The sequence below is a fragment of the Formosa sp. L2A11 genome (assembly GCF_009796865.1).
In the GTDB taxonomy this organism is placed as follows: domain Bacteria; phylum Bacteroidota; class Bacteroidia; order Flavobacteriales; family Flavobacteriaceae; genus Formosa.
The window spans coordinates 2,763,676-2,783,104 of record NZ_CP047028.1; the positions used below are offsets into that span (position 1 = coordinate 2,763,676).

Consider the following 19,429-nt stretch of genomic DNA (forward strand, 5'->3'; position numbering starts at 1 on the left):
AAAAAAATAAATAAATGAATGCGGTTAAGTTAAATTTTCTTAACTCGCACCGCATTCATTCCTTTCATTCCACGTTCTAATTCAAACTGAACTTTATCATTTTCAATAATAGTATCAATTAAACCACTTACGTGACAGAAATATTTTTCTGAATTTTCTGCATCGATAATAAATCCAAAACCTTTAGAACTATCAAAGAAGGAAACTTTTCCTTTACGTATAGGATCTACTTCTTCAATATCACTATCATCTTTCTTAGGAATTCCTAAAACGATATCGTCTGCATCTACTTTTATCTTTTCAGATGGATCTGGTGGCGTATCTGTTAAATTACCATATTGATCTACATAGGCAAACTGAATACCTTGACTGTCTTTAGATTCAGCTTTTCTAGCTTCTTTTTTCTTTAATTTTTCTTCACGCTTTTTTTGACGTGCTTTTTCTTTTTCGATTTTATTGTACGTCTGTTGAGACTTAGCCATAAATTTACTACTTGTTTTAAATTGAAGATTATGTTATTTGAAATGAATGATTTAATTCTAAGAAAATAAGTTAAAGCAATTCATATTTCTACAAATATAATGTAAGTATTTGAATTTGATTAACACATAACAAAAAACTATTTTATTAAATAGTTAAGAAGAAATTTATTTTTGTTATTTTAAAACAATTACGACGTGTTTTTTTTGTTTACTTTTTTACTATAATAAGAGAGCCTTTTACGCCCTTTGCAAGGTTCCAGGTGTTACCCGTAATGTAGTTACCATCGTCATCCAAAACTTTAAATTCTGCAGTATTAGGTCCAGAAGTTCCTGTATTCAATGCCTGAAATTCAATTTTATTTAATCCCGGTTGTAATTCTACTGTAATACCAGTAAATCCAGTTGTTAATAAAGCATTAGACTTAATAATATCGTCATTAAAATACACCATTACTCTATCACCATCAAAAGCTTGATAATCTCTGTAAATTATATTTACCGATTTAGATTCTGTTTCAAAATCACCAAAGTACTGATCTTCTAAACTCCCAATTGCATTAGGATTTGCAGCTTCAGATTCGGGCATTTGTAATTGTTTATCTAAATTACCTTGAAACAATTCTGCTGGATTTGCATATTCTTTTTTATTAAACATAGAAAATTCTTCTTCTACATTTAAATCAGGACGTTTATATACCGTTAATCCATTTACCTTATTAGAAGTGTTAGACTCATCTGGAGACGGAGCTTCAAGAGGTTTTATATCTAAACTATTGGTTTCTGTTGCTTGTCCTTCTTCGCTTTCAATAGCAGGAATGCTTATAGAATTTGGAAGTTTAGTATCTATTTGTGACCATACAGATGTTGAAACGCATAAAAATGTAAAAGGTATAATAAAGTGTTTCATTAGTGTAAATTAGTGCAATTCAAAAATAATTTTTTAATTCTAAACCTAACCATAATCATTCCTAAAATATGTTAACATTAATACTCTTTTAACGAATTGAAATGTGTTTATTCCCGGAATAATAATTTTATCATCATTTTATGTTAGAGTTTTAACTAAAATAAACTTATTAATATATAATCTATCTTCAATTAAAAATGAGTAGACTTAATCTATCTTTTTTATATCGTTTTCAATTTAAGTTTTACTACATAGTTAAAGTTAAATAATTAGAGTTATATATTGAAAATCAGGAGTTAAATAGTCTTAAAAATTGTTTAAATTTTCTTACGTTGTTTTTTGTACATTTGTAGAACTAGCTTAGTAAAATAGATATATATGAATAGTATTCCAAGTGTAGATTTAAAATCTTTTATTTCTAACGACCCGATTAAAAAACAACAATTTGTAGACCAAATAGGTCGCGCTTATGAAGATATAGGTTTTGTTGCTTTAAAGGGACATTTTTTAGACGAACAATTAGTGTCTGATTTATATTCTGAAATAAAACATTTTTTTGATTTACCAGAAGCAGATAAAGCTAAATATGAAATTGAAGGTATTGGTGGACAACGTGGCTACACCTCTTTTGGAAAAGAACACGCTAAAGGTAAAACGGAAGGCGATTTAAAAGAATTTTGGCATTTTGGACAATATGTAGAAGATGATGATAAATTAGACGAAATATATCCAGACAACGTAATTGTTTCAGAACTTGCTAACTTTAATACTGTTGGAGAACAAGCATATAAGATGCTTGAAAAAACTGCTAAATATGTTTTACGTGCTTTAGCTCTATATTTAGATTTAGAAGAAACATATTTTGATACGTTTATAAAAAACGGAAATTCAATTTTACGTCCAATTCACTACCCTCCTATTGCTACCGAACCTAAAGAAGCTGTTCGTGCAGCTGCTCACGGAGATATTAATTTAATTACCTTATTAATGGGAGCTCAAGGTCGTGGTTTACAAGTTCAGAATCACGAAGGCGAATGGATTGATGCTATTGCACAACCAGACGAAATTATGATTAATGTAGGAGATATGTTGTCAAGACATACCAATAACAAATTAAAGTCTACCATACACCGCGTTATTAATCCGCCTAAAGAATTATGGGGAACTTCTAGATATTCAATTCCTTTTTTCATGCACCCAATAAGTGAAATGAAATTAGATGTTTTAGAAAATTGTATAGACGATAAGCATCCGAAACAATTTGATGATATTACTGCAGGCACATTTTTATATGAACGCTTAGTAGAATTAGGTTTAATTAAATAATATAATATTTCCTTGCTATGGATTTAAAAGACCAGTTAAAAAACCTGTTTCCCGAACATGAAGAAGCGCCTCAAGAAGCATCAACTTCAAATTCCAATTTATGGATTCAAGACGATCCTATTCTTTGTAAATACGAGAAACGTAAAGGAAAACCTATTACTATATTAGAAGGTTATACTGGTGCCACAGAAGATTTTAAATTATTAGCTAAAGACCTTAAAAAGGTACTAAGTGTTGGAGGAAGTTTTAAAGACGATAAAATTATTATTCAAGGCGATTACCGCGATAAGATAATGACTATTTTAAAAGAAAAGGGGTTTAATGTTAAACGTGTTGGAGGTTAAAATATGGATTCTAAAACTTTACATATCACAAATGGTGGTGCACTCACTAATTACCTGAAAGAGCTAGAAATGCATGGCGATATTTTAACATGGCATGAAATGCTGTGTGAAGGGCCTACAATAGAGCATATTAATTCTGATGAATTTATAGAAATAAGACGTCAATTTTTACACGATTTTTATGATATAGAAGCAGATATTATTAAATTAAAACAAGATTTAGAAGTATTAGATAACATTGAAAATTATACTGAAATCATACTTTGGTTTGAATATGATTTATTTTGTCATATAAACTTAATAGGTGTTATTAATTTATTACTTCAAAAGAAAATAAAATTACCAATGTTTTTAGTCTGTAGCGGAAGAATACATGGTATTAAAGAACTTAAAGGTTTAGCAGAGTTAAGTTCTTCTCAGCTTACAGATCATTACGAAGCGCGCGTAAGATTAACAGCAGAAGATAAAGATTTAGCACGAACACTCTGGCAACTTTATAATGGTAAAGATCATAATTTATTAAAACCTTATATTGTTAAGCATTCGTCTTTCGATTATTTAAGCAATTGTTTAAAAGCACATTTACAACGTTTTCCGAATTCTGAAAATGGGTTAAGCGAATTAGAACTTAATATTCTTAAAATAGTTAATTGTAGAGAAATACATTCTAGAAATCACTTAATGGGATATGCATTAAACTATCAAGGATTTTACGGTTATGGAGACTTACAGTTCGAGCGCTTAATAGACAGACTTGCAGTGTTTTTTAACGAAACCACCCAAAGCTTAACGTTAAACGAAGACGGAAACAAAGCCTTAAATTATAAAGCGAATTACGAGGCTCTTATTCGAGATAAAATGGTTTACGGTGGCGTAAATAAGAAAGATTTTAATTTCGATATCAAATTAAATAAATTAATACAAGCAACTGATCATGAAAATTAAAGAATCAGAATTAATTTTAAATCCAGATGGTAGCATCTATCATTTAAATTTAAAACCAGAACACATTGCAGACACCATAATATTAGTTGGCGATCAAGATCGTGTGAGTAAAATCACTAAGTATTTTGATTCGGTTGAACATTCTACACAAAAAAGAGAATTTAAAACCGAAACCGGATTATATAAAGGCAAACGTATTAGTGTAATTTCTACTGGTATTGGTTGCGATAATATAGATATTGTTTTAAATGAATTAGATGCTTTAGTAAACATCGATTTTGAAACCAGAACACTTAAAACAGCATTAACATCTTTAAATATTATTCGTGTTGGTACTTCTGGCTCGTTACAAAAAGAAGTTCCTGTAGATTCTTTTGCATTAAGTGCTTGTGGATTAGATTTTTCTGGTATGCTTCATTTTTATGATATTGAAAGTATTAGAAACAAACCTTTTGAAGATGATTTTGTGGCGTTTACAAAATGGAATACAAACAAATCGACTCCAGTTTTAGTTAAAAACAGTAAAATGTTAGAAGATATATTTGCTTCTGAAAAAACAAAATCGGGTGTAACAGCTACAGCAAGTGGTTTTTACGGGCCACAAGGTCGTGTTTTAAGATTAAAAACCGAAGATCCTATTTTAAATGATAGATTACACGATTTTGATTTTGAAGGTCTTAAGGTTGTTAATTTTGAAATGGAAACTGCAGCTATATACGGTTTATCTGCTCTTCTTGGTCACAATGCATTGTCTTTAAATGCCATTATTGCAAATCGTGCTACAGGCCAATTTAGTAAAGATCCAGGTCTATTAATAGAACATTTAATTACATATACTTTAGATAGAATTACAAATCTATAGAAGGTTATAATCTAACTAATTATGATTGTTTTGGTTTTAACTTTTGAAAAAATAACATTGATTACATCGAAAAATGTATAATAACTTAGGTCAGTTAAAAAGTAATTCATAAGTTTAATCAACCAACTTATGAAAATATGCTATTAACAATTGTATCTGTTGTAGCACTACTTATTATTATCAATATTTTATTATTAGCTTTTAGTTGTAATAAAGTGACCAGTAGTGTTAAAACTAAAGAAATAGAGCCCGTAAAAAAAATCCCTACCAAAGAATCTCAGACTGTTTATTACGCTGCAACAGGGAGTTAGTTTTACTAAAATGTTTGTTCCCAAACCAATATCCTCTATTCGCACTTAAAGGAGACGGATGTCCTGAGGTTAAAATGAAGTGTCTTTCTGTGTCGATTAATTTAGATTTCTTTTTAGCAAATCCGCCCCATAATAAAAAGACAACGCCTTCTTTTTTCGTATTTATAAGCGAAATAATATGGTCTGTAAACGTTTCCCATCCTTTTTTCTGATGACTTCCTGCGGCATGTTCTCTAACGGTTAATGTCGCATTTAATAACAGTACACCCTGATTTGCCCAACGCTCTAAATTTCCGCTTTTAGGATAACTTTTCCCTAAATCGCTTTCAATTTCTTTAAAAATATTTTTTAATGAAGGCGGATGTGCAATACCATCTGCTACAGAAAAACATAAACCATTAGCTTGCCCAGGACCATGATAAGGATCTTGTCCTAAAATAACAACCTTTACATCTTTAAAAGCACAAGAATTAAAGGCATTAAATATTTCATTTTCTGGAGGGTAACATACATGAGAAGCATATTCGTCTTCAACAAAATGCCATAAACTTTTAAAGTATGGTTTTTCAAATTCAGGTTGTAAACGTGTGAACCAATCAGAGTTAATGTTTTTTGACATAATTTGTGTTCTTAAAAGTTCAAATGTAAAAATAGTATTATCTTTCGTGTCATAAAAAATCAAAAAAAACACGTCTTTTATGAAGGCTATTAAATTTCCTACTGCTTTAACCGTATTACTTATTATAGCTGCTGTTGTAGCACTCTTAACATATATTATTCCTGCTGGAAAATACGACCGATTAACGTATAATAAAGTGACCAATACATTTACGCAAGTAAAGAAAACAGAACGTTTAGTTTTACCTGCTACACAAGAAACTTTAGAAACTTTAGATATTAAAATTCCGATTGAAAAATTTACAAACGGAGATATTTTTAAACCTATAGGAATACCAAATACGTACCACACTTTAGAGGCCCAACCTCAAGGTATTATGGCTTTTATACAATCGCCAATAAAAGGTATTATGGAGGCTATAGACGTTATACTTTTTGTATTAATTATAGGTGGCTTTATAGGAATTATGAATTTTAGTGGTGCTTTTGAAGCCGGTATTTCTTCACTTGCCAGCACATTAAAAGGCCGAGAATATATTTTAATAATTGTGATTACATTTTTAATTGCTGTTGGAGGTACAACCTTTGGTCTTGCCGAAGAAACTATTGCCTTCTACCCTATTCTTATTCCCGTATTTATTGCTGCAAAATACGATGCTATGGTTGCCTTAGCTTCTATTTATATAGGGTCTTGTATTGGAACTTTAGCGTCTACTGTAAATCCGTTTTGCACTATTATTGCTTCAGATGCAGCTGGAATTAATTGGACAACCGGTTTAACTACACGATTAGTTGTGTTGGTTTTAGGCTTGTTAATTTGTTTGATATACATTATTCGTTATGCACAACGCGTTAAAGAAGATCCTTCTAAATCTATTATTTTCGATCAGAAAGAAGAAATAGAAAGTCAATTTCCTTTAACAAATACGGATTCTGCTGTTGCATTAACATTAAAATATAAAGTAATTTTAATCTTATTTTTAATGTGTTTTGTGGTCATGATTTATGGTGTATCACAATTAGATTGGTGGTTTTTAGAAATGACAACTGTTTTTCTTGTAGGCGCTATTATTATAGGAATTATTGCTAGAATTAAAGAAGCTGTATTTGTAGATACCTTTATTAAAGGAGCGAACGATTTACTAGGTGTTGCCTTTATTATTGGGATTGCACGTGGTGTTACCGTTTTAATGGAAGATGGTTTAATTAGCGATTCTCTATTGTTTTATGCAAGTTCTTTAACCGAAGGGATGAATAAAGGTGTATTTATAAATGCTATGCTTTACATTTATAGTGCGTTATCTTTCTTTATTCCGTCGTCTTCAGGAATGGCCGTTTTAACTATGCCAATTATGGCGCCTTTAGCAGATGGCGTTGGTATTGGTCGCGATTTGGTTGTAAGTGCGTATCAATTTGGAATGGGATTGTTTGCTTTTATTAATCCAACAGGACTAATTTTAGCTTCTTTAGCCATTGTAAAAATTGGTTTCAATAAATGGTTACGTTTTGTTATGCCTTTAGTTGGGATTTTGTTAATTTTCATCATGATTGTATTAACAATTTCAGTCTATATTTAGAGGCTTAAACCTATTTATTTCCTTAAATTTGCTTCTTTTTAAAAGTTTCAAAATTTAGGATGATAAACATTCACCAAAAGACATTACAAGATTTAGAGTTTCAGACTGTTCTAGAACAAGTTAGCGAATACTGTATTACAGCTTTAGGCCATCAGGCAGCTCTTAATATTTTACCTTTACCACAGAAAGAAGACGTATTACACGAGCTTCAATTAACACATGAATATGTATCGTCTTTTTATAACGATAATCGTATTCCAAATCATGGTTTCGATGATATTACTAAGGAAATAAAACTTCTTAAAATTGAAAACACATATTTAGAAGTCCATAGCCTTAAAAAAATTGTGGCCATATCTCAAGCTACAAATGAAATAATCGTATTTCTTAAAAAATTCCAAGAATACTATCCCAACTTATATCAAAGTGCTTCTCATATAGAAATTACAAAAGTAATTATAGATAATATAAATGCTATTGTTGACCGATTTGGTGAAATTAAAAATAATGCATCACCATTATTATTTGGTATTAGACAAACCATGAATAAGCTTAAAGGCCAGATAAATGGAAGTTTTTCTTCGGCTTTAAGTATGTATCAAGGACTTGATTATTTAGACGATATTCGTGAATCTGTTATAGAAAACAAACGTGTTTTAGCAGTAAAAGCCATGTATAGACGTAAAGTAAAAGGGTCTATTATGGGAAGTAGTAAAACAGGAAGTATTGTTTTTATAGAGCCTGAAGCTACTTTAAAATATACTCGAGAATTACACAATTTACAGTTTGAAGAAAAAGAAGAAATTGTAAAAATCCTTAAAAGCTTAACCAATTTTATTCGTCCGTTTTTAGGATTATTACAAGACTACCAATCGTTTTTAATAAAAATAGATCTTATTGCTGCAAAATCGCAGTACGCTAAATCTTTAAATGCTATTCTTCCAGAGATTACCGAAGAGCGAAGTATGTTTTTACGAGACGCTTATCACCCTTTATTATTTTTAACAAATTCTAAAAAAGGAAAAACAACATATCCGCAAACCATTACCTTGAATGAAAATAATAGAATTATTGTTATTTCAGGACCTAATGCCGGTGGGAAAAGTATCACCTTAAAAACAGTAGGTTTATTACAAGTTATGTTGCAAAGTGGTATGTTAATTCCTGTGCACGAACGTAGTAAAACGTATATATTCGATCGCGTTTTAAGTGATATTGGAGACAATCAATCTATTGAAAATCATTTAAGTACCTATAGTTACCGATTAAAACAAATGAACTACTTCTTGAAAAAGTGTAATAGTAGAACATTGTTTTTAATTGATGAATTTGGTACAGGTTCAGATCCTGAATTAGGAGGAGCTCTTGCAGAAACTTTTCTAGAAGAATTTTATCAGCGTGAAGCTTATGGGATTATTACTACGCACTACTCTAACTTAAAAATTTTAGCTAACGAATTGCCATACATGCAAAATGCAAATATGCAGTTTAACAATAAAACCCTAGAACCTATTTTTAAACTGGTTTTAGGACAAGCAGGAAGTTCGTTTACGTTTGAGGTTGCCCAGAAAAACGGCATTCCATATAGTTTAATAAACAAAGCTAAAAAGAAGATTGAAGGTAGTAAAGTACGGTTTGATGCTACAATTGCTAAGCTTCAAAAAGAGCGTAATAAGTTAGAACAAACAGAGCGTTCTCTTAAAGTTAACGAGCAGAAAAAATTATCTGAAGCAGAGAAATTAGAAGAAACAAATACTAAAATTCAGAAAAAACTAGAAAGCTATCAAGAGTTATACGATAGTAATCAGCGTTTAATTTATTTAGGACAGAAATTGAATGATATTTCTGAGAAGTACTTCGATAATAAGCGTAAAAAAGAAATGCTAGACGACCTGTTTAAAGTGGTACAAATAGAAAACTCTAAACGCAAACGTGTTACCGTTAAAGAAAAGAAAATTCAGAAAGCTAAAGAGCAAAAAGTAGTTGTTGAAGCCGAGAAGAAGGTTGAAGTTATTCGTCAGAAAAAGAAAATAGCGAAGCAAAAAGCTATTGAAGCTCCAAAACCAAAGGTAACTTTAAAATTAGGAGATCGCGTTCGTATGATTGACGGAAAAGCTATTGGAAGTATAGATACTATAGAGAAAAATAAAGCCTTTGTAAATTATGGTATTTTTACAACCAATGTAGATATAGATCAATTAGAACTTGTTGAAGCAAAAAAATAAATACAATACTAAAATAAGTAAAGCACTATTTATCAGTTTATTATAGAATTTATAATTTAAGAGTAATTACAAATAACCATGAAAACCAGTAGGTTTAATAAGTAAAAAATATTTTTTTAAATTTTCAGGGTCAGATGAAACATTAGAAAATTATATTTAATACACTCAGCCTTTAAATTTTTAGCGTTATCTTTTAAATATAGAATTGCTTTAGGATATGTATTTTAAATACTAATAAATTATAAACTCAAATACTTTATAGAATGATTAAATTACATAAAAATGAAGAACTAGTCCTTTTCGATGGGGTTTGTAATTTATGCGATCATTCTGTTCAATTTATAATAAAACACGATAAAAAGAACCGATTCAGATTTACTACTTTACAAGGAAAAACGGCGCAACCAATAATAAAATCGTTTAACATAGATACAGATAAAACTGATTCAATTTTATTATATACTCCTAACAATAAGCTTTATACAAAATCAAGTGCAGCTTTAAAAATAGCCTCAAAATTAAGTTTCCCTATTTGTGCATTAGCTATATTTTTAATTATACCAAAGTTTATTAGAGATGCTGTTTACGACTATATTGCCAGAAACAGATACCAATGGTATGGAAAAAAGGAGGCTTGCATGATTCCTACAAAAGCTTTGAAAAATAAATTTCTAGAATAAAAGTCAACTATTTTGAAGGTTTTTATGTAAAAATAGCTGTTCTAGTGTAAAAGTATTAGACTATTAATATGAAGAATACTACGGTGCATTTTACGGGTATTATAGTCATCTATTAACATATGTAAGCACTGGAAGTTATATGCCAATGACTTCTGCAACTACAACGGTTAAAACGTATGTTATAGAAACTGTAACTTAGATGAAGAAGAAGGGAAACAACTTGTTGCTTTAGTAACATCTAGTCTTGAAAATCCTTCAAACATTAGTGAAAACGCTGCAGAATATGCTAAGAAAATTAAAAAAGCTTTACAAAACTAAAGTCAATTTTTAATCTAAAAAAAAAGCCTCATAATAATTTATGAGGCTTTTTTTTTGTGAATTATTTTTACAGTGTTAAGACGTTTTTAAAAGATCTGTAAGTACTTCTTTAAATACATCTATAGGCTGTGCTCCTGTTATTGCACTTGCTCTATTAAAAACAATAGTTGGCACAGAGGTTATTCCCATGTTTTTCCAATATTCTTCTTTAGTTCTTACTTCAGATTGTGCTGCTTCCTGATCTAATAAAGCGAGACCTTCTTCTGCATTTAAACCAACGTCTAATAACGCTTGTTTTAATATGGCTCTATCAGACACATCTTTTCTTTCGCTAAAAAAGGCTGTCATTAAACGCATTTTTAAATTGGTTTGTTTTCCAAAAGTATGTGCGTATTCAAGTAAAATATGAGCTTCGAACGTATTTACCATGCGCATCTCATCAAAATAATCAAATGTAAATCCAAGTGCTTCACCTGTATCTGCCATATTTTGTTGCGATTCTTTTTGTTGTTCTAAAGTTGCACCATATTTTTCTTCAATATGTTCCTGAACGTTTTGGCCTTCGGCAGGCATTTTTGGATTCAATTCAAAAGGTTGCCATTCAATGTCTACTTGATCTTGAACACCTAACTCTAAAATTGCTTTTTCCAATCGTTTATATCCAATTGTACACCATGGACAAACTACGTCTGATACTATATCAATTTTTAATTTATTTGTCATTTTAAAACTATTATAAGTTATTAATTATAAACTTTATAAAACCCCATTAATCTGATTTATAATTATTTATTGTACTTACTTAAATATAAAGTTTAACTATTTTGTTATACAAATAAACCTTCCATAAAAAATATGGAAGGTCTAAAGCTATTAACATGTAAATTAGGTATTACAATATTATTTTTTCCAAGCAAAAGGCTGAAAAGGAGCATCTACAGGTGTATTTGCTATATGATTTGTGTAGTTACTAATTACTTTTTGAGATAATCCTAAAATAATTTCTAACACTTGTTGTTCGCCATAACCGGCTGCATAAAATGCATTTAAATCTTCTTGAGATACATGACCACGATTTCTAACAATAGTTAAAGTCATGGTGCGTAAAGCTTCTAATTTAGAATCTTCAAGAGGTGTTTCGTTACGTAAAGCTTCAGTAATAGTATCATCTACTTTCATCATTTTTGCTATTCCTGTGTGTGCAGGTACGCAATAATGACATGCATGTTCTACGTTTATAGCTTGCCATACTACTGTTAATTCGTCTTCATTAAAAGATGTCTTAGTAAATAACTCATGTAATGTTTGGTATGCTGTAAGTGTTTGTGGAGAACCTGCTAAAACACCATGTAAACCAGGAATCATTCCATATGCTTTTTGTGAATTTTCTAATAATCCTTTGCTTTCTTCTGGTGCCGTTTCAATATTGTGAATTTGTAATGTTGTCATAATTGTGTGTTTAATTTTATATTTATTATTATTTCTAAACGTTCGTTTAGTTATTTGGTAAAAAAAATGTTTAAATGTTTTTAAAGGTCATTTCAATATAATCTTCAATTTCTTTTTTAGAATTAACTCTTGCAGCTGCTGCTAAACCATGTTTAGCCAAAAGCAAATAATTAGCTTGTTCTAATATGGCTGCTTCGCTTTTTGTACTATCCTTTTTAAGCTTATCTATAATGATTAGCTTTAGGTTATTCATAAAAGCATTCATTTGTTCTTTTATAGCTTTATCTTCTTTATTAGAAAACTCATTATATGTATTTGTTATCAGGCAACCTTTAATATAGTCGTCATTAAAATTAGAACTTACAGAATCGTAAAAAAATTGTTTAATATCTTCAATTCCGTTGGGTGCATTTTTAAATTTTTCGAATATATTACTTATTTTTTCTTTGTAACATTTTAGACACTCAAGGAATAAACCGTTTTTATTTCCGAAACTAGAATAAATAGAAAACTTGTTAATGCCCATTTCTTTTTCAAGCATTTGCATAGAAGTTGTTTCATAGCCATTTCTCCAAAACAATTGCATTGCTTTTTCTACGACTTCTGTTTCTATATATTCTTTCTTTCTTGCCATTATTTTTAAATACAGTATAAAACTAAACAATCGGTTAGATAAACGATGTTATTTAACGTTTAATTAAGTATAAGGATGTTTGTAAACATTAAACTAAAAAATTAAGACTCTATATTTAAAGTGCTTAAATATAGAGTCTTAATTGAATTTATAGCTATAGAAACCTATAGTTTAAAAAGTGTTATTTTTTTTCGTAATTATCGTCCCAATCTTTTTCTTTAGGATCTCCTAAACGCCCTTCTGAATTAGCAACAATCATTGAAACGGCAGCATCTCCTGTAATATTTACAACAGTACGACACATATCTAACGGTCTATCTATAGCGAAAATTAATGCTAATCCAGCTTCGGGAATACCTGCTTGAGCTAAAACAATAACCAACATAACCATACCAGCTCCTGGTACTGCAGCACTTCCAATTGAAGATAATGTAGCAGTTACTATAATACCTAATTGTACACCTAAACTTAATTCTATACCAAAGGCTTGCGCTATAAACACGGCAGCAATGGCTTGATATAAGCTTGTTCCGTCCATATTAACAGTGGCCCCAATAGGTAGTACAAAACTAGCAACCTCCTCTTCTACGCCTAAATGTTCTTCTACACGTTCCATAGTAAGCGGCAATGTTGCGGCACTACTACTTGTTGAGAAAGCTAAAAGTTGTGCTGGAGAAATTCCATTAAAGAAGAATCTTGGTGTTTTTTTTGTAAAAACATAAACAAGAACAGAATATGTGAATATCATAATGGCTAATCCCGTAATCACACTAAAAGCATACCAACCTAAAGCTTTAAATAAATCTGCACTAGGAGCTTCTACAACTAAAGCTGCAAGTAAGGCAAATACACCATAAGGTGCAGCTAACATAATTATATCAATAAGTTTTAAGATAACTTCATTAAAACCATCAAAAAATTCTTTTACAGGTTTAGCTTGCTTTTCGGGAATAAGTATTAATCCAATACCAAAGAAAATGGCAAAGAAAATAACTTGCAGCATATTTCCGTTGTCTGATGCTGCTTGAAAGATATTACTTGGCACAATATCTTCTAGAGCTTGTAAAGGGCCTGCTTTTTTTTGTTTTTCAGCCTGTGCTATTCTAGAATCCGCATCAGTTTTATAATTTTCTACAAGTTGCGCTCTTGTCTCTGCTGTAATAGAATGTCCTGGTTTTACTATGTTTACAATAGCTAGACCAATACACACAGCAATTACAGTAGTTAAGATATAGATTCCGATGGTTTTTCCTCCCATTTTAGAGAGTTTAGAGATGTCTTTTAAATCTGATACACCTTTAATTAAAGAGGCTAAGATTAAAGGCACAGCAATAAGTTTTAAGGAATTGATAAACATGTTACCAAATGGCTTAATCCAATTTCCAATAAATGTTGCTCCCCATTCAAATTGAGTCATTAGTAAGGCGAATAAAACACCTACCCCCATTCCTATTAAAATTTTCCAATGTAGTGCAAGCTTCTTCATAGTGTGATTTTAATATTTTTTGTTTTATTGTTAAATTTATAAGTTATCACAACATAAAAAAAGGTTTTCTATACATTTTGTTCTGTTAAAATCCTATTGAACTGAAAATGTGTAGAAAACCTCTTAAATATATAATGATTCTAAGTTTAGTTTATTGATATACTTTATCTAATAAAAAATAATCTGCTATAACCAATGCCGCCATAGCTTCTACAATTGGTACAGCTCTAGGAACAACACAAGGATCATGTCTTCCTTTTCCATCCATTTTTACAATATTACCGTCTTTATCTATGGTTTCTTGCGTTTGCATAATGGTTGCTACAGGTTTAAAAGCCACTCTAAAGTAAATATCCATACCATTACTAATACCACCTTGTATACCTCCAGAGAGATTTGTTTTAGTTGTACCGTCTGGGTTATATAAGTCGTTATGTTCGCTTCCTTTCATTTTAGCACCACAAAACCCACTACCGTATTCAAAGCCTTTTACAGCGTTTATAGAGAGCATGGCTTTACCTAATTCTGCATGTAATTTATCAAAAACAGGTTCTCCTAATCCTAAAGGGACATTTTTAATTACACAAGTAACTGTTCCTCCAATGGTATCTCCTGCTTTTCTAATTTCTTTAATCTTAGAAATCATTTTATCTGCAGTTTCCGTATCAGGACAACGTACTATATTACTTTCAATATTATTAAAATCAATATCTTGATAAGGTTTCTCCATAAAAATATCTCCTACAGACGATGTAAAAGCATGAAATTCCATACCTTTTAATACCTGTTTAGCAACTGCTCCAGCTACAACACGACATGCTGTTTCTCTCGCTGAACTACGTCCGCCTCCTCTATAATCGCGTACACCATATTTTTTTTCATATACATAATCGGCGTGCGACGGGCGAAAAGAATCTTTAATATGAGAATAGTCGTGAGACTTCTGATTAGAATTTTCAATAATAAACCCAATAGATGTTCCTGTTGTTTTGCCTTCAAAAATACCTGATAAGAATTTTACTTCATCCGGTTCTTTTCTTTGAGTAACAATAGCAGATTGACCAGGTTTTCTGCGATTCATTTCTACTTGAATAGCGTCTAAATCTATTGTAATACCTGCAGGGCATCCATCTAGAACTCCTCCTAAAGCAACACCATGAGATTCACCGAAAGTGGTGATTTTAAATATTTTTCCAAAGGAATTTCCTGCCATAACAAATATTATTTTTCGCTAATTTAAATGTATTATTACGAAAAATAAAATAGAATGCCAGGAATTGCTAAATAAAATAAATACCCTTAGATAACATTAAGTTTACAAAAAGCTATTTATTAATTAATTAGCAGTTTAAGTTAAGGTAACATGTGTTTAAGTATTTTGTATAAATAATCTTATAACACCCTGTTATTCTTGAAAATTAAGCGCAAAATTGAAGTTGCTGTTATATCTGATGTCCATTTAGGGACATTCGGTTGTCATGCCAAAGAGTTATATGCCTATTTAAATAGCATTACTCCTACTAAACTAATTTTGAATGGAGATATTATTGATATTTGGCAATTTAACAAACGTTATTTTCCAAAATCTCATATGCAAGTCATAAAAAAAATAATGGATATGGCTTCTGAAGGTATTGAAGTGATTTACATTACAGGAAACCATGATGAAATGCTTAGACGTTTTAGTGGCGCTACAATTGGTAATTTTTCTATAGTTGATAAATACGTCACAGAATTAAACGGAAAAAGTGCTTGGTTTTTTCATGGAGATATTTTTGATGTTTCTATACAAAATGCCAAGTGGCTAGCAAAACTTGGAGGTTATGGTTACGATTTTCTAATCTTAATTAATCAGGTCATTAATTGGTGTTTAGCGAAAATGGGGAAAGAAAAATATTCACTATCTAAGCGTATAAAAAATAGTGTAAAAGGCGCTATTAAATACATAAATGACTTTGAAGCTGTAGCCACAGATTTAGCCATAGAACAAGGTTACGACTATGTGATTTGCGGACATATACATCAGCCAAAAATGTTAATCAAAGAGAATAAGAACGGTAAAACAATGTACTTAAACTCTGGAGATTGGGTTGAAAATTTCACCGCTTTAGAATACCAATTTAAACGATGGAAAGTGTATAACTACAATCACGATAAACTCTCCCCTTTTTTTGTAGACGAAGAGTTAAAAGACATGGATATGCAAGATCTAATCGCCGCAATAACAATAGTTGATAAAAAGAAGAAAAAGAAGACCTCTAAAAAAGAGAAATTAGAGTAAAGCACGTCTTAAAATAGTTACAGGATGAAGTGCTTCGCGTTGTGTTCCGTCTTTAATTTGGTGTCTACAACTTGTTCCATTAGCCGAAATAATAACATCTGGAGCTGCTTTTCTTACCGCAGGGAATAACGTTTGTTCTCCAACATTCATACTTACCTCGTAATGTTCTTTCTCGTAACCAAAACTTCCTGCCATTCCGCAACAACCACTCGGAATTATTGTGGCTTTATAGCCTTTAGGTAGATTTAAAATTTTAAACGTTGATAATTGATTACTCATTGCTTTTTGATGACAATGCGAATGTATTTTTATAACTTTTTTATCTGTATGAAATTGCTCTGAAGTAATGTTTCCTTTCTCGACTTCAGAAAACAAGAAATCTTCTATTAAAAAGGTGTGTTTTGCAATATATTTTGCAGCGTCTTTATCTTCTGCCAAAATAATATATTCATCTTTAAAAGTAAAAATTGCAGAAGGCTCTATTCCTACTAAAGGCGTATCTTCAGAAATTAAATCTTTATAAATATTTACATTTTTAGTCGCACAATCTTTAGCTTGTTCTAAAAAACCTTTTGATATAAATGCACGACCAGATTCTTCATGTTTAACGAACTTTAAATCGTAATTTAATCCTTGTAATAATGCAATAGCATCTAAACCAATTTGTGTATCTAGGAGGTTTGTAAATTCGTCTACAAAGATATGAATTGTTTTAATGTGTTTTTTACCAACCTCTTTATTGTCAATGTTTTTAATGTGTTTATTTAAACTTTTAGAAGACACTAATGGCATACTTCTTTTTTCGGCTATTCCAAAAACACTTTTAATTATATCTGATGTGAATTTAGTTTTAAAGAAGAAATTTGTTATACCTGAAACATGTGTAGATAATTCATTTACTTTGTTGTTATAAGCAAATAATTTTGAACGAAAACTAAAGCCATTTTCTTTCTGATATTGATATAAAAATTCAGATTTCATACTGGAAATATCTACAGTACTTGGGCATTCATTTAAACACGCTTTACAGCTTAAACATAAATCTAAACTTTCTTTTAATTCTTCATGGTTAAACGGATTTTCACCAGATCTTGTATTCGTTAAAAACTCACGTAAGGCATTGGCTCTTGCACGCGTTACATCTTTCTCGTTTCTAGTAGCACGATAACTTGGGCACATTGTTCCGCCTAATTCTGGTGGTTTTCTACAATCTCCACTACCATTACATTTTTCGGCTTGTCTTAAAATACCTTCAGAATGCGAAAAATCCATTAACGTTTTTATCTCCGGTTCTTTACGGTCTGGAACATAACGTAAGTCTTCGTCCATAGGAAAAGCATCTACAATTTTGCCTGCATTAAAAATATTATTAGGATCGAAAACCGTTTTAATACGTTTTACAATTTTGTAATTATCGTCACCAATCATTAACGGAATAAACTCTGCCCGAACAATTCCATCTCCATGTTCCCCAGACATAGAACCGCCATATTTTTTAACCAAATGTGCAACGTCTGTAGTAATTTTTCTAAATAACACTACATCTTCACTCAGTTTAAGGTTTAAAACGGGACGTAAATGCAACTCTCCTGCTCCGGCATGTGCATAATAAATTGCTTTCTGGTTATAGCCTTTCATTAAGGCTGTAAATTCGTTTATATAATTGGCAAAATCTGGTAAAGCTACAGCTGTATCTTCTATACAAGCCGCAGATTTTTTGTCGCCTATAATGTTACCTAATAATCCTAACCCCGCTTTTCTTAACTCTATAGCTTTATCTATATCTTCATCAATAAGTGTAACGTTAGCGTAACTTAATCCTTCTGTTTCTAATGCATTTATAAGTGCTTTGGCTTGTAACTTTACATCTGATTTATCGTTACTTTTTAATTCGCACATTAAAATGGCTTTAGGATCGCCAACTACAAATTGTCTGTTTTCTTGTTGTTTTAAATTGTTTTTGGTGCAATCTAAAATGGTTTTATCCATCATTTCACATAAATACAAATGATGTTGCATACATGTTGTTGTAGCAATTAGTGCATCTTCAATACTTTTAAAGTGCGCTGCAACCATAACACGTTCTGTTGGAGGTAATACATCTAAATGCAATGTAATTTCTGTAGAAAACGCTAAAGTCCCTTCGCTTCCGGATAACAAATTACACATGTTAAACGGTTTAGATGATTCTTTAAAAACAGAAGAATCTATTAATTTATCTAATGCATAACCTGTATTTCTACGGTGAATTTCAGGTTTAGGGAATTCTTTATGAATTTTAGTTCTTACTGTTTCAGAGTCTAATTCAGACAAAATGGTCTTATAAATTTCGCCCTCTAAATTTTTTAAGTTTGTTTTTTCTTGAAACTCTTCTGGTGTTAGATTCCCGAAAACAGCATCGCTCCCATCGCTTAAAATGGTTTTTAATTGCAAGACTTTATCTCGAGTTACTCCATATTGAATAGATGTTGTTCCAGAAGAATTATTACCTACCATTCCGCCAATCATACAACGATTAGATGTAGATGTGTCTGGAGAGAAAAAGAGTCCGTATGGTTTTAACTGAAGGTTTAAAAAATCTTTTACAATACCTGGTTGTACCGTTACTGTTCGTGCTTCTTTATTAACTGAAATAATTTTTGTGAAATGCTTAGAAACATCTACAACAATACCTTCTCCCACACATTGTCCTGCTAACGAGGTTCCTGCTGTTCTAGGAATTAACGTTACATTATTAGTGTTTGCAAAAGCGATTAAAACTTTTAAATCGGCTTCATGTTTTGGATATGCAACTGCTAAAGGTAATCTTCTGTAAACAGAAGCATCTGTAGCATAAATAGATTTCATTAAATCATCGAAAAATAATTCACCATCTAAGGCTTGACTTAATGTGTTTAAATTGAAAGAAACTGCTGTAGTCATGATGTTATTAAGTAATACGAAACATTGTTAAGGGAGAATAAATGTAGAGATTGTAACTATAA

17 protein-coding genes are annotated in these 19,429 nt (G+C 30.9%); 8 read left to right on the top strand and 9 right to left on the bottom strand.

Translation table 11 applies throughout. The annotated features are described in order from the left end of the window. Positions 1-29 precede the first annotated feature (29 nt). Positions 30-482 (bottom strand): cold-shock protein, encoded by a 453-nt coding sequence (locus GQR95_RS12100; protein ID WP_159023405.1) that lies wholly within the window; start codon positions 480-482, stop codon positions 30-32. Positions 483-690: 208 nt separating this feature from the next. After that, positions 691-1,389, bottom strand: coding sequence for a hypothetical protein (locus tag GQR95_RS12105; protein ID WP_159023406.1), 699 nt, complete (start codon positions 1,387-1,389; stop codon positions 691-693). A gap of 378 nt (positions 1,390-1,767) precedes the next feature. On the opposite strand from GQR95_RS12105, the gene GQR95_RS12110 reads away from it, so the two are divergent. From GQR95_RS12110 to GQR95_RS12125, 4 genes are read left to right on the top strand one after another with little or no spacing between them, the layout of a single operon-like run. Continuing rightward, complete coding sequence (locus GQR95_RS12110; RefSeq protein ID WP_159023407.1) at positions 1,768-2,715, top strand: isopenicillin N synthase family oxygenase; 948 nt, start codon at positions 1,768-1,770, stop codon at positions 2,713-2,715. Between the two features lie 17 nt (positions 2,716-2,732). Next, positions 2,733-3,059, top strand: a complete 327-nt coding sequence (locus GQR95_RS12115) for a translation initiation factor (RefSeq protein ID WP_159023408.1) — start codon at positions 2,733-2,735, stop codon at positions 3,057-3,059. 3 nt (positions 3,060-3,062) lie between these two features. Then, positions 3,063-4,004, top strand: coding sequence for a DUF1835 domain-containing protein (locus GQR95_RS12120; protein ID WP_159023409.1), 942 nt, complete (start codon positions 3,063-3,065; stop codon positions 4,002-4,004). Next, positions 3,994-4,866: a nucleoside phosphorylase gene (locus GQR95_RS12125; protein ID WP_159023410.1), complete on the top strand. Its 873-nt coding sequence runs from the start codon at positions 3,994-3,996 to the stop codon at positions 4,864-4,866. Before GQR95_RS12120 ends, GQR95_RS12125 begins: the two co-directional genes overlap by 11 nt. A gap of 264 nt (positions 4,867-5,130) precedes the next feature. On the opposite strand, the gene ung is transcribed toward GQR95_RS12125, so the two are convergent. After that, positions 5,131-5,796, bottom strand: coding sequence for a uracil-DNA glycosylase (gene ung / locus GQR95_RS12130; protein WP_159023411.1), 666 nt, complete (start codon positions 5,794-5,796; stop codon positions 5,131-5,133). A 79-nt stretch (positions 5,797-5,875) separates the two neighbouring features. On the opposite strand from ung, the gene GQR95_RS12135 reads away from it, so the two are divergent. The 3 genes from GQR95_RS12135 (at position 5,876) to GQR95_RS12145 (ending at position 10,277) form a co-directional block, all read left to right on the top strand. Continuing rightward, complete coding sequence (locus GQR95_RS12135; RefSeq protein ID WP_159023412.1) at positions 5,876-7,372, top strand: YfcC family protein; 1,497 nt, start codon at positions 5,876-5,878, stop codon at positions 7,370-7,372. 59 nt (positions 7,373-7,431) lie between these two features. Continuing rightward, positions 7,432-9,597, top strand: a complete 2,166-nt coding sequence (locus tag GQR95_RS12140; RefSeq protein WP_159023413.1) for a DNA mismatch repair protein MutS — start codon at positions 7,432-7,434, stop codon at positions 9,595-9,597. A gap of 263 nt (positions 9,598-9,860) precedes the next feature. Continuing rightward, positions 9,861-10,277, top strand: coding sequence for a thiol-disulfide oxidoreductase DCC family protein (locus GQR95_RS12145; RefSeq protein WP_159023414.1), 417 nt, complete (start codon positions 9,861-9,863; stop codon positions 10,275-10,277). A 393-nt stretch (positions 10,278-10,670) separates the two neighbouring features. On the opposite strand, the gene GQR95_RS12150 is transcribed toward GQR95_RS12145, so the two are convergent. The 5 genes from GQR95_RS12150 to aroC form a co-directional block, all read right to left on the bottom strand. Beyond that, positions 10,671-11,318: a DsbA family protein gene (locus GQR95_RS12150; RefSeq protein ID WP_159023415.1), complete on the bottom strand. Its 648-nt coding sequence runs from the start codon at positions 11,316-11,318 to the stop codon at positions 10,671-10,673. Between the two features lie 177 nt (positions 11,319-11,495). After that, the gene (locus GQR95_RS12155) at positions 11,496-12,044 is read right to left on the bottom strand and encodes a carboxymuconolactone decarboxylase family protein (protein ID WP_159023416.1); all 549 of its coding nucleotides are present in this window, start codon (positions 12,042-12,044) and stop codon (positions 11,496-11,498) included. 70 nt (positions 12,045-12,114) lie between these two features. Continuing rightward, positions 12,115-12,678 carry a TetR/AcrR family transcriptional regulator gene (locus GQR95_RS12160; RefSeq protein ID WP_159023417.1) on the bottom strand — a complete coding sequence of 188 codons (564 nt, stop codon included), beginning with the start codon at positions 12,676-12,678 and terminating at the stop codon, positions 12,115-12,117. A 181-nt stretch (positions 12,679-12,859) separates the two neighbouring features. Next, positions 12,860-14,164 carry a dicarboxylate/amino acid:cation symporter gene (locus tag GQR95_RS12165; protein WP_159023418.1) on the bottom strand — a complete coding sequence of 435 codons (1,305 nt, stop codon included), beginning with the start codon at positions 14,162-14,164 and terminating at the stop codon, positions 12,860-12,862. A 151-nt stretch (positions 14,165-14,315) separates the two neighbouring features. Beyond that, positions 14,316-15,377, bottom strand: coding sequence for a chorismate synthase (aroC, locus tag GQR95_RS12170; RefSeq protein ID WP_159023419.1), 1,062 nt, complete (start codon positions 15,375-15,377; stop codon positions 14,316-14,318). A 198-nt stretch (positions 15,378-15,575) separates the two neighbouring features. On the opposite strand from aroC, the gene GQR95_RS12175 reads away from it, so the two are divergent. Continuing rightward, positions 15,576-16,445: a UDP-2,3-diacylglucosamine diphosphatase gene (locus GQR95_RS12175; RefSeq protein WP_159023420.1), complete on the top strand. Its 870-nt coding sequence runs from the start codon at positions 15,576-15,578 to the stop codon at positions 16,443-16,445. Here the strand turns inward: GQR95_RS12175 and GQR95_RS12180 are convergent. Further along, positions 16,437-19,367: an FAD-binding and (Fe-S)-binding domain-containing protein gene (locus tag GQR95_RS12180; protein ID WP_159023421.1), complete on the bottom strand. Its 2,931-nt coding sequence runs from the start codon at positions 19,365-19,367 to the stop codon at positions 16,437-16,439. The genes GQR95_RS12175 and GQR95_RS12180 overlap by 9 nt on opposite strands. Positions 19,368-19,429 lie beyond the last annotated feature (62 nt).

What these genes read in the sequence shown, in the direction of transcription:
- GQR95_RS12140 (WP_159023413.1), top strand. Translation starts at nt 7,432, where the DNA reads ATGATAAACATTCACCAAAAGACATTACAAGATTTAGAGTTTCAGACT.
- ung (WP_159023411.1), bottom strand. Translation starts at nt 5,796, where the DNA reads ATGTCAAAAAACATTAACTCTGATTGGTTCACACGTTTACAACCTGAA.
- GQR95_RS12180 (WP_159023421.1), bottom strand. Translation starts at nt 19,367, where the DNA reads ATGACTACAGCAGTTTCTTTCAATTTAAACACATTAAGTCAAGCCTTA.
- GQR95_RS12165 (WP_159023418.1), bottom strand. Translation starts at nt 14,164, where the DNA reads ATGAAGAAGCTTGCACTACATTGGAAAATTTTAATAGGAATGGGGGTA.
- GQR95_RS12100 (WP_159023405.1), bottom strand. Translation starts at nt 482, where the DNA reads ATGGCTAAGTCTCAACAGACGTACAATAAAATCGAAAAAGAAAAAGCA.
- GQR95_RS12160 (WP_159023417.1), bottom strand. Translation starts at nt 12,678, where the DNA reads ATGGCAAGAAAGAAAGAATATATAGAAACAGAAGTCGTAGAAAAAGCA.
- GQR95_RS12155 (WP_159023416.1), bottom strand. Translation starts at nt 12,044, where the DNA reads ATGACAACATTACAAATTCACAATATTGAAACGGCACCAGAAGAAAGC.
- GQR95_RS12105 (WP_159023406.1), bottom strand. Translation starts at nt 1,389, where the DNA reads ATGAAACACTTTATTATACCTTTTACATTTTTATGCGTTTCAACATCT.
- GQR95_RS12115 (WP_159023408.1), top strand. Translation starts at nt 2,733, where the DNA reads ATGGATTTAAAAGACCAGTTAAAAAACCTGTTTCCCGAACATGAAGAA.
- GQR95_RS12135 (WP_159023412.1), top strand. Translation starts at nt 5,876, where the DNA reads ATGAAGGCTATTAAATTTCCTACTGCTTTAACCGTATTACTTATTATA.
- aroC (WP_159023419.1), bottom strand. Translation starts at nt 15,377, where the DNA reads ATGGCAGGAAATTCCTTTGGAAAAATATTTAAAATCACCACTTTCGGT.
- GQR95_RS12120 (WP_159023409.1), top strand. Translation starts at nt 3,063, where the DNA reads ATGGATTCTAAAACTTTACATATCACAAATGGTGGTGCACTCACTAAT.
- GQR95_RS12125 (WP_159023410.1), top strand. Translation starts at nt 3,994, where the DNA reads ATGAAAATTAAAGAATCAGAATTAATTTTAAATCCAGATGGTAGCATC.
- GQR95_RS12110 (WP_159023407.1), top strand. Translation starts at nt 1,768, where the DNA reads ATGAATAGTATTCCAAGTGTAGATTTAAAATCTTTTATTTCTAACGAC.
- GQR95_RS12145 (WP_159023414.1), top strand. Translation starts at nt 9,861, where the DNA reads ATGATTAAATTACATAAAAATGAAGAACTAGTCCTTTTCGATGGGGTT.
- GQR95_RS12150 (WP_159023415.1), bottom strand. Translation starts at nt 11,318, where the DNA reads ATGACAAATAAATTAAAAATTGATATAGTATCAGACGTAGTTTGTCCA.